At 67.5% G+C, this 10,881-nt stretch carries 8 protein-coding genes; all 8 read right to left on the reverse strand.

The annotated features are described in order from the left end of the window. Window positions 1–58: 58 nt before the first annotated feature. Complete coding sequence (gene dxs, locus ABD224_RS00395; protein WP_344045398.1) at window positions 59–1,987, reverse strand: 1-deoxy-D-xylulose-5-phosphate synthase; 1,929 nt, start codon at window positions 1,985–1,987, stop codon at window positions 59–61. Window positions 1,988–2,224: 237 nt separating this feature from the next. Further along, the gene (locus tag ABD224_RS00400) at window positions 2,225–3,514 is read right to left on the reverse strand and encodes a sugar ABC transporter permease (protein ID WP_344045400.1); all 1,290 of its coding nucleotides are present in this window, start codon (window positions 3,512–3,514) and stop codon (window positions 2,225–2,227) included. Further along, entirely contained in the window at window positions 3,511–4,299 is a 789-nt protein-coding gene (locus tag ABD224_RS00405; protein ID WP_344045402.1) for an ATP-binding cassette domain-containing protein, read from the reverse strand. The genes ABD224_RS00400 and ABD224_RS00405 overlap by 4 nt, the downstream gene beginning before the upstream one ends. 180 nt (window positions 4,300–4,479) lie before the next feature. Continuing rightward, window positions 4,480–5,577 carry a substrate-binding domain-containing protein gene (locus ABD224_RS00410; protein WP_344045404.1) on the reverse strand — a complete coding sequence of 366 codons (1,098 nt, stop codon included), beginning with the start codon at window positions 5,575–5,577 and terminating at the stop codon, window positions 4,480–4,482. Window positions 5,578–5,712: 135 nt separating this feature from the next. Further along, complete coding sequence (locus tag ABD224_RS00415) at window positions 5,713–6,912, reverse strand: ROK family transcriptional regulator (RefSeq protein WP_344045406.1); 1,200 nt, start codon at window positions 6,910–6,912, stop codon at window positions 5,713–5,715. Window positions 6,913–7,219: 307 nt separating this feature from the next. Then, window positions 7,220–8,146 (reverse strand): carbohydrate ABC transporter permease, encoded by a 927-nt coding sequence (locus ABD224_RS00420; protein ID WP_344045408.1) that lies wholly within the window; start codon window positions 8,144–8,146, stop codon window positions 7,220–7,222. Between the two features lie 2 nt (window positions 8,147–8,148). Then, window positions 8,149–9,075, reverse strand: coding sequence for a carbohydrate ABC transporter permease (locus ABD224_RS00425; RefSeq protein WP_344045773.1), 927 nt, complete (start codon window positions 9,073–9,075; stop codon window positions 8,149–8,151). Window positions 9,076–9,146: 71 nt separating this feature from the next. Continuing rightward, a complete protein-coding gene (gene ngcE, locus ABD224_RS00430; RefSeq protein ID WP_344045410.1) occupies window positions 9,147–10,592 on the reverse strand; it encodes an N-acetylglucosamine/diacetylchitobiose ABC transporter substrate-binding protein in 1,446 nt (481 codons plus the stop codon). Between the last annotated feature and the right edge of the window lie 289 nt (window positions 10,593–10,881).

Below are 10,881 nucleotides of genomic sequence, written 5' to 3' on the forward strand. Positions count from 1 at the left end.
CTGTAAGGTCGCGGAACCGGCCCGATCGGCCCTGACTTCGGGCTGTGAGCCGGACGGCTCAGTCGCGCGCGGACTGCATCGTGTCGGCCTCGGCGGCCGGGCGGTCGAACCGCCCGTCGAGCCGGGAGACCAGCTCCGTGACCTGGCGCGCGATGTCCGGCGCGGTCAGGCCGATCTCCGCGAGCACCTCGGCGCGGGAGGCGTGCTCCAGGAAGCGCGGCGGGATGCCGAAGTCGCGCAGCGGTACGTCGACGTCGGCGTCCCGCAGGGCCTGGGCGATGGCCGAGCCGACACCGCCGACGCGGCAGTTGTCCTCGACGGTGATCACCACGCGGTGCCGGGCGGCGAGCGGGGCCATGGCCTCGTCGACGGGCTTGACCCAGCGCGGGTCGACGACGGTGGTGGTGATGCCCTGCTTGTCGAGGAGTTCGGCCGCCTCCAGGCACATCGGGGCGAGGGCGCCGATGGAGACGAGCAGGACGTCCGGGGTGTCGGTGCCGGGCTCGCGCAGGACGTCCATGCCGCCGATGCGGCCCACGGCGGGGACGGCGGGGCCGACGGCGCCCTTGGAGAAGCGGACCACGGTCGGGGCGTCGTCCACCTCGACGGCCTCGCGCAGCTGGGCGCGGACCTGGTCGGCGTCACGCGGCGCTGCCATGCGCAGGCCGGGGACGACCTGGAGGATCGACATGTCCCACATGCCGTTGTGGGAGGCGCCGTCGGTGCCGGTGATGCCGGCCCGGTCCAGGACGAAGGTGACACCGCACTTGTGCAGGGCCACGTCCATCAGCACCTGGTCGAAGGCACGGTTGAGGAAGGTGGCGTAGACGGCGAAGACGGGGTGCAGGCCGCTGTAGGCGAGGCCGGCGGCGGAGACGGCGCCGTGCTGCTCGGCGATGCCGACGTCGTAGACCCGGTCGGGGAAGGCCTTGGCGAACTTGTCCAGGCCGACCGGATGGAGCATGGCCGCGGTGATGGCGACGATGTCCTTGCGCTCCTTGCCGAGCTTGACCATCTCGTCGCCGAAGACACTGGTCCAGTCGGCGCCGGAGGTGGCGATCGGCAGCCCGGTGTCGGGGTGGATCTTGCCGACGGCGTGGAAGCGGTCGGCCTCGTCCAGGAGGGCGGGCTGGTAGCCGCGGCCCTTCTCGGTGATGCAGTGCACGATGACCGGGCCGCTGAACTGCTTGGCGCGGGACAGCGCCGACTCCAGGGCCTCGATGTTGTGGCCGTCGATGGGACCGACGTACTTCAGGCCCAGGTCCTCGAACATGCCCTGCGGGGCGATGAAGTCCTTCAGGCCCTTCTTGGCCCCGTGCAGGGTGTCGTACAGCGGCCGGCCGACGACCGGGGTGCGCTCCAGCAGCTCGCGGGTCCGGGCGAGGAAGCGCTCGTAGCCGTCGGTGGTGCGCAGGGTGGCGAGGTGGTTGGCGAGACCGCCGATGGTCGGGGCGTAGGAGCGCTCGTTGTCGTTGACGACGATGACGAGGGGGCGGTCCTTGGCGTCGGCGATGTTGTTCAGCGCCTCCCAGGCCATGCCGCCGGTCAGCGCGCCGTCGCCGATGACCGCGACGACGTGGGTGTCCCGCTTGAGCAGCTGGTTGGCCTTGGCGATGCCGTCGGCCCAGCCCAGCACGGTGGAGGCGTGGCTGTTCTCGATGACGTCGTGCTCGGACTCGGCCTGCGAGGGGTAGCCGGACAGGCCGCCCTTCATCTTCAGTCTGGAGAAGTCCTGGCGGCCGGTGAGCAGTTTGTGCACATAGGACTGGTGGCCGGTGTCCCACAGCACCTTGTCCCGCGGCGAGTCGAAGACGCGGTGCAGAGCGATGGTCAGCTCCACCACGCCGAGGTTGGGGCCGAGGTGACCGCCGGTCCTGGAGACGGATTCGACGAGGAAGCTCCGGATTTCCTCTGCCAGCTGGTTCAGCTCCTCCAGGCTGAGCCGGTCCAGATCGCGCGGTCCCCTGATACGGGTCAGCAGCGGCACCCGTGCCTCCTTGCAGTAGAGCCGATCGAGCTGTTGGCGGGCGGGTCGAGTCTAATGTTCCGTCCGGGCGGCCGGTGCCCCGGCCGGGGATCCCGCGTCACACGGACCGTGTCACACGGACGGCCGTACCCGGGGGCGTCCTCCGTCATGACACGTCATGCCATGACACGTCATGTCATGACACGACCGTGCCCGGCACCGTCGCGGGTGCCGGGCACGGCTTCGGGCCGGGCGCGGTTACGCGCGGCCCGCCGTCTTCTGGGTCCTGCGGGTGACCGCGTCGATGACGACGGTCGTCAGCAGCACACCACCGGTGATCATGTACTGGACCGGGGCGGCGATGCCCTCCAGGGCGAGGCCGTACTGGATCGAGACGATCACGAGCACACCGAGGAGCGCGTCCCAGGTGCGGCCGCGGCCACCGAACAGGGAGGTACCGCCGATCACGGCCGCGGCGATGACGTTCATCAGGAACTCACCGGTACCCGCGCCCTGGTTGGCGGAGGCGATCTTCGAGGCGACGAAGAGACCGCCGATCGCGGCGAAGGTGCCGGCGATCGCGAAGACCGAGATCCGGACCATCGTCACGTTGATACCGGCACGCCGGGAGGCCTCGACGCTGCCGCCGAGCGCGTACACCTTGCGTCCGTAGGCCGTGCGGCGCAGCACGAAGTCGGTGATCACCAGCACCGCGAGGAAGAGCACCACGGCCAGGGGCAGGCCCTTGTACTGGTTGTAGACGGCCGCCACGGCGAAGGCGACGACGGCCAGGAGCACGGTGCGCAGCACGAGGTCGCTGAGCGGGCGGGAGGGGATCCCGGCCGCCTCCCGGCGGCGGTTGCCCAGGTAGCCGGAGAGGAAGTACGCGGCGACGGCCACGGTGGCCAGGCCGTAGGCGGCGGCGATGTCGCTGAAGTAGTAGGTGGTGAGCTTGGCGACCAGGCCTTCGCTGTTGAGGTTGATGGTGCCGTTGTCGCCGAGGATCTGGAGCATGAAGCCCTGCCAGAACAGCAGGCCGGCCAGCGTCACGGCGAAGGCGGGCACACCGACGCGGGCGAAGAAGAAGCCGTGGATGACGCCCGCCGCCGTGCCGGTCAGGACGGCCAGCACCAGGGCCAGCGCCTCGTTCATCCCGTGCGAGACGCTCAGCACCGCGAAGGTGGCGCCCGCGACACCGGAGACCGAGCCGACCGACAGGTCGATCTCACCGAGCAGCAGGACGAACACGATGCCGACGGCGATCATGCCCGTGCCGACCATGGCGACGGAGATGTCGGAGAGGTTGCCCGCGGTGAGGAAGTTGGAGTTCAGGCTCTGGAAGATGGCCCAGATGACCACCAGGCCGACGACGACCGGGATGGAGCCGAGGTCACCGGCCTTCAGCTTGCGCTTGAACTCGGTGATGTAGCCCGCGAAGCCCTGCTCACGCACCAGCAGCCGGGGGTCCACCGCGGTCGCCGCGCCGGCAGCCGCCTCGGGATTCCCCGCGACCTGGTCGGGGGCAGCGGAGGTCTTGTTGATGCTCACTTCTTGCTCCCACTGGTGCGCGCCGCACGACGGGTCACGGCGTTGTCCGTGGCGCCGGTGATGGCGGAGATGATCTCTTCCTGGGAGGTCGACTTGACCTCGAAGACACCGTTGTTGCGCCCCAGCCGCAGGACAGCCACCCGGTCGGCGACGGCCTTGACGTCGGCCATGTTGTGGCTGATGAGGATCACGGCGTGGCCGCGCTCGCGCAGCCGCTCGACCAGGTCGAGGACCTGCGCGGTCTGCTCGACGCCGAGGGCGGCGGTGGGCTCGTCGAGGATGACCAGCTTGGGATCGCCGAGCATGGAACGGGCGATGGCCACGACCTGGCGCTGACCACCGGAGAGCGAGGCGATCGGGATACGGACGCTGGGGATGCGGATGGACAGCGTGTCCAGCAGCTCGCGCGAGCGGCGCTCCATCTCGACCTCGTCCAGGACACCGCGTCTGCGGATCTCCCGGCCCAGGAAGAGGTTGCCGACGACATCGATGTTGTCGCACAGCGCGAGGTCCTGGTACACCGTCGCGATGCCCAGGTTCTGGGCGTCGTTCGGCTTGTTGATCTGAACGGGCTTGCCCTCCCACTCGATGACGCCCTCATCGATGGGGTGCACGCCTGCGATCGTCTTGATCAGCGTGGATTTTCCGGCGCCGTTGTCGCCCACCAGGGCGACCACTTCGCCGGCGTGGACCTCAAGCTCTACGTCGGTGAGCGCCTGGACGGCACCGAATCGCTTGGAGACCCCGCGCAACGCCAGCACGGGCGTAGCGGACACGTGAACCATCTCCTTCGCCGCCTGACCCGGCGGAAGGTTGTGCAGAAGTTTGGGGGGTGATGTTCCGTCCGGCGCCCCGTACGAGCTTGCGGGGCTTGGAATGCGCGGGGCGCCGGAGGGAATCCGGGGGCGCGTCCCCTCAGGGGAATTCACGGGTGAACTCCCCTGAGGGAAAAGCACTCGTCTTGCTTACTTCAGGCCGATCTTCTCGCAGGCCTTCTTGTACTGCGCCGTGCAGATCTCGTCGATGGTGTAGACGCCGTCCTTGACCACAGTGTCCTTGATGTTGTCCTGGGTCAGCGAGGTCACCGGGACCAGGACCGCGGGGATGCCCTTGTTGGTGGGGCTGTCGACCTTGTCCTTGGCGATGGAGTCCAGCGACTTGCCCTGGGCGAGCGCGACAGCCATCTCGGCGGCGGCGTCGGCCTCGGGAGCGTACGGCTTGTAGACGCTCATGTACTGCTCACCGGCGACGATGCGCTGCACACCCGCGAGTTCGGCGTCCTGGCCGGTGACCGGGACCTTGATGCCCGCGGCCTTGAGGGCGGTGATGATACCGCCGGCCATGCCGTCGTTGGCGGAGTAGACACCGATGATGTTCTTCTTGCCGAGGGCGGAGATGGCGCCTTCCATGTTCTTGTTGGCGTTCTCCGGCTTCCACTCGTTGGTGTCGTACTCCTTGCCGACGTTCACCTTGCCGTCGAGCACCTCGTGGGCGCCCTGCTTGAACTGCGCGGCGTTCGGGTCGGTGGAGGAGCCGTTCATCATGACGATCTTGCCGGACTTGGCCTTGTCGCCCAGCGCCTTCAGCAGCGCCTCGCCCTGGGTCCGGCCGACCGTCACGTTGTCGAACGAGGTGTAGGCGTCGATCGGGCCCTGCGCCAGTCGGTCGTAGGCGACGACCGGGATGCCGGCGTCCTTGGCCTTCTGCACCGAGTTCTTGATGGCCGCGGCGTCCACCGCGTCCAGGATCAGGACGTCCACCTTGTTGGTGATCATCGTCTCAACCTGCTGGTTCTGCAGGCTGGCGTCCTGCTTGGCGTTGGCGTAGACGACCTCGCCCTTGTTGTTCGTCAGCTCCTTGATCTTCTTTTCGATCAGCGGGCGGTCGAACTTCTCGTAACGAGCGGTCTGGTTCTCCGGCAGGAGCAGGCCGACCTTGATGTTGTCGCCCTTCTTCTCGCTGCCGGACGACTTGGCGGAGCCCCCGGACTCCTTGGCGCTGCCACAGGCGGCGAGCGAGACGGCCATGGCACCAGCGGCGACAATGACAGCCGCGCGACGCATACGCGTGTTCACTTCTTCAAAACCTCCCTGACGAGGCCGCGTCGTTGCGGCCGAGGTGGCTGGAAGTCAACTCGGCCATACGTGCGACGTCAAGAAGTAAATACTTAACGAGATGGCAACGGTGCCTTGCGTTCTCTACGTGAAGGCAGGCTCCGCTGACCGCAGACTTCCATCCAAAAGGGTCGAATCGCCCATTTCGCTGAGCGCCAGGGCGAGTGCCCCCAGGACCTCCGCACGACCCCCGAGAGCCCCTGTGCACACAGAGAGACGGCGGGCCGCGCTGGGGATGGCGTACCGGGCGACGGACTCTCTGATCGGCCCCAGGACCAGCTCGCCGGCCTCCGCGAGATCGCCGCCGAGGACGACCCGGCTCGGATTGAGCAGATTGCAGAGGTTGGCGACCCCGCTGCCGACATGACGCCCCACATCGGCGATCACCCGCCGGCAGCCCGGATCCCCGTCCCGTGCCAGCCGCACGACGTCCTCCAAGGTCAAGTCGGCGCCGTGGCTGGACTGGAGCAGCGGGAGCACATAGCGTGCGGCAGCGAACGTTTCCAGACAGCCCCGGTTCCCGCAGCGGCAGACCGGCCCCGACTCATCGAGAGTGATATGTCCTATTTCACCCGCAGTGCCACCGGGGCCGCGATAGATCTTGCCGTCGATCACCAGGCCGGCGCCCACACCGCTGGCGATCTTGATGTACGCCAGGTCGCGCACACCCCGGCCACTGCCCCAGACCAGTTCGCCCAGGGCGCCGAGGTTGGCGTCGTTGTCCACGTGCACCGGCACGCCGAGACGCCCCCGCAGCTCCTCGGCGGGCTTGACGCCCGTCCAGCCCGGCAGTATCGCCGTGGAGCCCAGGGTGCCGGACTCGACGTCGATCGGACCGGGCACGCCCACGCCCACGCCCGTGATCTTCGCGCGGTCGATGCCCGCCGTCTTGAGCAGCCGGTTGACCAGCTCCTCCGCCCGGTCGAAGCCCTGGCTGGAGGAGGCGTCCACATCCAGGGGCTCGGACTCCTCGGCGAGCACCTGATGGGCGAGGTTGCCGATCGCGACCCGCAGATGCGCATGCCCGAAGTCGACGCCGATCACGATGCCGGCGTCCCCGCTCAGCGACACGCTGCGGGCCCGGCGTCCCCCCGCGGATGTGGGCGTGACCTGGACCGTTCCCCCTTCTTTGAGCTCGCGCACGATATTGGAGACGGTCGCCGCGGACAATCCCGTGGTCCTCGCGATCTCCGCCTGCGTGAGCGATCCCGCCAACCGCACGGCACGTACGACCCGCTCCAGGTTGGCTCGATGCAGTGATGACTGCGACCCTGGAGTCTGCACGACGACCTCCCGAGCGCGGGGCCGCTCCGGTGAGGCCCCGACTATGTCCAACTAGTGAACTCTAAGCTGAGCTGTTCGGGTTGCCTCCCGTCAAGAGGTTGAACCGTTATACAGAACCTTGGACATACCGCTTAAGGCGTGGTATGGGCGCGGGCGCGTGACGCGGAGGTGCGGCCCGGGCCCGTGTCCCGCGGTCCGGGGCCCTGCTCGGACACGGGACCGCCCCGCCCGGGAGGGCCCGGCGGGGCGTGCGAAAGCAAAGACGGCGTGCTCGGGGGCGTGCGGGAGCGAAGACGAGCGCCCGGTACTACTTCAGGGCTCCGGCCGTCAGACCCTGCACCACCTGACGCTGGAAGACGATGTACGCGGCCAGCACCGGCAGCATGGCCATGACCAGGCCGGCGAAGAGCCCCGACCAGTCGCCCTTGTACCCCTGGTTGACGGCCAGCTGGACGAGGCCCTGGGTGAGCACGTGCTTGTCCGGGTCGGTGTTCAGCACCGTCGGCAGCATGTACTGGTTCCACTGCCCGAGAAAGTTGAAGATCCCCACGCTGACCAGGCCGGGCCGGGCCATCGGCAGCATGATCTGGAAGAACGTCCGGGTGTGCGAGGCACCGTCCACAAAGGCGGCCTCCGCCACCGTGGTCGGCAGGCTCCGGAAGAACGCGGTCAGGAAGAACACCGTGAACGGCAGCGAATAGGCGATGTAGACCAGGATCAGCCCGTGGATGGTGTTCAGCAGCGCGATGTTGTCCACGACGTAGAACAACGGGACCAGCGCGAGCATGACCGGGAAACCCATGCCGCCGACGAAGAGGTAGTAGATGAACCGGTTTCCCGGGAAGTCGAACCGGGCCAGCACATAGGCCGCCATCGAGCCGAGCACCAGGGTGCCGACGAGCGAGCCGCCCACCACCAGCACGGTGTTGAGGAAGTAGTCGCTCATCCTGGCGTCGGTCCAGGCCCGCGCCCAGTTCTCGAAGTGCAGTCTGTCCGGCAGCGACCAGGGCGAGCGGAAGATGGAGCCGTCGTCCTTGAAGGACGTCATCACCGCCCACACCAGCGGCATGACCACCATGATCGCCCAGATGACCAGAATGCCGTGCGAGAAGACGTTGAGGACCGCGCCTTCCTGCTTCGTCCGCCTCGGTTCTCCGGCGGGCGGCGCACTGGTCTTCCGGACGCCGGCACCGGATTCGGCCGGAAGGGGGGCGGGGGTCTCGGTCGTTTTCATGATCAGTACTCCAGCCGCTCGCGCCGTCCCAGCCGCATCACGATCGCGGCGAAAGCCAGCGTGACGACGAGCAGGGCCACACCGACCGCGGTGGCGTAGGCGGCCTGACCGTCACGGAACGCCTTCTGGTACACGTACAGGACCATGACGGTGGTCGAGTAGTCGGGACCGCCCGGTCCGGTTGTCATGATCTGTACGACCGCGAACGACTCCGCGCCGAGGGCGAGAATGCCCATGTAGACCCAGCCGGACTGCACGGTGTCCCACAGCAGCGGCAGGGTGATCCGGAAGAAGGTGGTGAACCGGTCGGCTCCGTCGAGGAGCGCGGCCTCGTACAGCTCCACCGGAATGGAGGCCATGCCGGCGGAGAAGAGGACCACGAAGAAGCCGACCGTGGACCAGACGATCACCGCCATCACGCACCACAGGGCGAGGTCCGGGTCGCCCAGCCACAGCGGCTGGACGCCGTCGAGCCCGATCCCGCGCAGCACGGAGTTGATCGCGCCGCTGCTCGGGTTGTACGCGAAGGCGAACAGCAGGGCCACGATCGCGATGGACAGCACCTGCGGGAAGAAGTAGACGATCTTGTAGAACGAGGAGCCGCGGACACCGGAGATCACCGGTCCGCCCCGGCGCCGCCGCCCGCCCGCATTGATCATGAAGGCGAGGAACAGCGCCAGGCCGAGCGTCACCAGCGGCAGCAGCAGGGCGAACAGCAGGCTGTGCTGCAACGACTTCCAGAAGATCTCGTCGTCGAGCATCCTCCGGTAGTTGTCGAGGCCGACCATCGCGAGGTCGGGGCTCAGGCCGGTCCAGTCCGTGAACGAGTAGTAGATGGACTGGAGGAACGGCCAGATGACGAAGAGCGCGTACAGCCCCAGAGGAACCGTCAGGAATCCCACGATGAACGGGTACTTGCCGTGCTGCATTGCCACCTATCCCGATCTCTGGACGGGGGGTGCCGCCGGTGACGGACCCTCATGACGGTTTCACCGGTGCTTCACTGGTGCTTGTAGTGCTTGATCGACGTGTCCTTCGCGGTCTCGTCGGCGAAGCCCTGGATTCTCTTGATGGCCTCGGCCGGGGTGAGACGGCCGGCCATCATCTCGCCCAGCCCCGCCACACCGATCTTCTCCTTTTGCAGCTGCACATACCAGTCCTGCAGCCGCGGGTTCACCACGTTGGAGCCTGCCTTCTCCAGCGCCGCGACCGCGGACTTCAGCCCGGAGGTGAGGGGGATGCCGTCGGTGCCGCCGTTGTACGCGGTCAGCGACTTCACCTTGGTGGTGAAGTTCTTCGAGGACGCCTCGCTGAGCATGATGCGCAGCTGCTCCATGCCGCCCGCGGGGTTCCTGGCCTTGGCCGGGACGATGAAGGGCTCGCCGCCGGAGGCCCAGATGGTGCCGAAGGGCATCTTGTCGGAGCCGTCCAGGCCGCTGGGCGCGGAGACGGTGAGGCCGAAGTCCTCCGGGATGACGTTGGAGGACTCGTTCTCCACCCAGGAGCCGTTCGGGAGGAACAGCGCCTTGCCCTGGGCCCAGGCGGTCTGCGACTGGATGTGGTCCAGGCCCGGGGTGCCCCTGAGGATGTAGCCCTTGCGGTAGAGCTCGTAGTAGGCCTCGAAGCAGTCCTTGATCGCCGGGTGCTTCCAGGCGTTCGGCTCGAGGTTGTCGATGGCGTCGAGGACCTCGCGGCCGCCGACCTTGCCGATCATCGGGTAGAGCGAGAAGGGGATGTAGTACGGGTACTTGCCCGCGTACGTCCAGCCGGCCATGCCCTTCTTCTTGGCCTTCTCGCAGACCCTGAGCATCTCGTCCCAGGTCTCCGGGTACTTCTCGTCGAGCGAGTCCAGGGCCTTCTGCGAGTACCACACGCCGTACACCGTGTAGGCGTAGTACAGGATCCAGACCGGCTTGCCGTCGAACTGACCCATCTCCACGATGCCCGGACGCAGCGTGTCGCGGACCTTCTTGCCCGGGTCGTCGTACGACGGCGCGTCCAGCAGCGGGGTGAGGTCCGTGAGCTGGTTCTTGCCGACGAGGACGCCCATGTCCATCTGCTCGGCGCCGGAGTTGTCGATGAGGTCCGGCGGAGTGCCCTGGTTGAAGCGCGGCTGGAGCGTGGACTGGATCTTCTGGGTGGCGGAGAACTTCACCTCGGCCTTGGGGAAGTTCTTCTCGTAGATCTTCACGGCGTCCTCGGCGTACTCCTTGCCGAAGCCGCCGTCGAACAGGACGAATTCCATCGGCGCGGTGCCATTGACGCCGAGCGGGTTCTTCGCGGTCTTCTCACCGGCCTCGGCCTTGTTCTGGCCGCCGCCGCCCCCGCTGGCGCAGCCGGACAGAAAACCCACCGCGGGAACACTGATCAGACCGAGTGCGGCGGACCGCTTGATCAGATCCCGGCGGCCGACTCCTGTGGGGTTCTCGGCGGACGTGGATCCCATGCTCAAGTCCTCGCTTTCTCCGGGACTCAGGCGGTGAACCGGATCCTCCCCGGCACCGCGATCGGGTCAAGCTGGGTCGTGCGGGAGTTGCTCTGTGCGTCATCCACCGGGACCGGCGGGAAAGCAAGGAGGACGGCGCGTTTCGCGCGTCAGACCACCTTTCCGGGTCCTTTCGGGTCCGCTTGACAGCTATTCGGACAGTCATCTGCCAGTCATCCGGCAGTCGTCTGACGACCATTCGGACAGCCTGCGGATACCGACAGGTATAGTCCACTTCCGGCCAGCCGAG

The sequence above is a fragment of the Streptomyces thermoalcalitolerans genome, from assembly GCF_039525155.1.
Taxonomy (GTDB): Bacteria; Actinomycetota; Actinomycetes; order Streptomycetales; family Streptomycetaceae; genus Streptomyces; species Streptomyces thermovulgaris.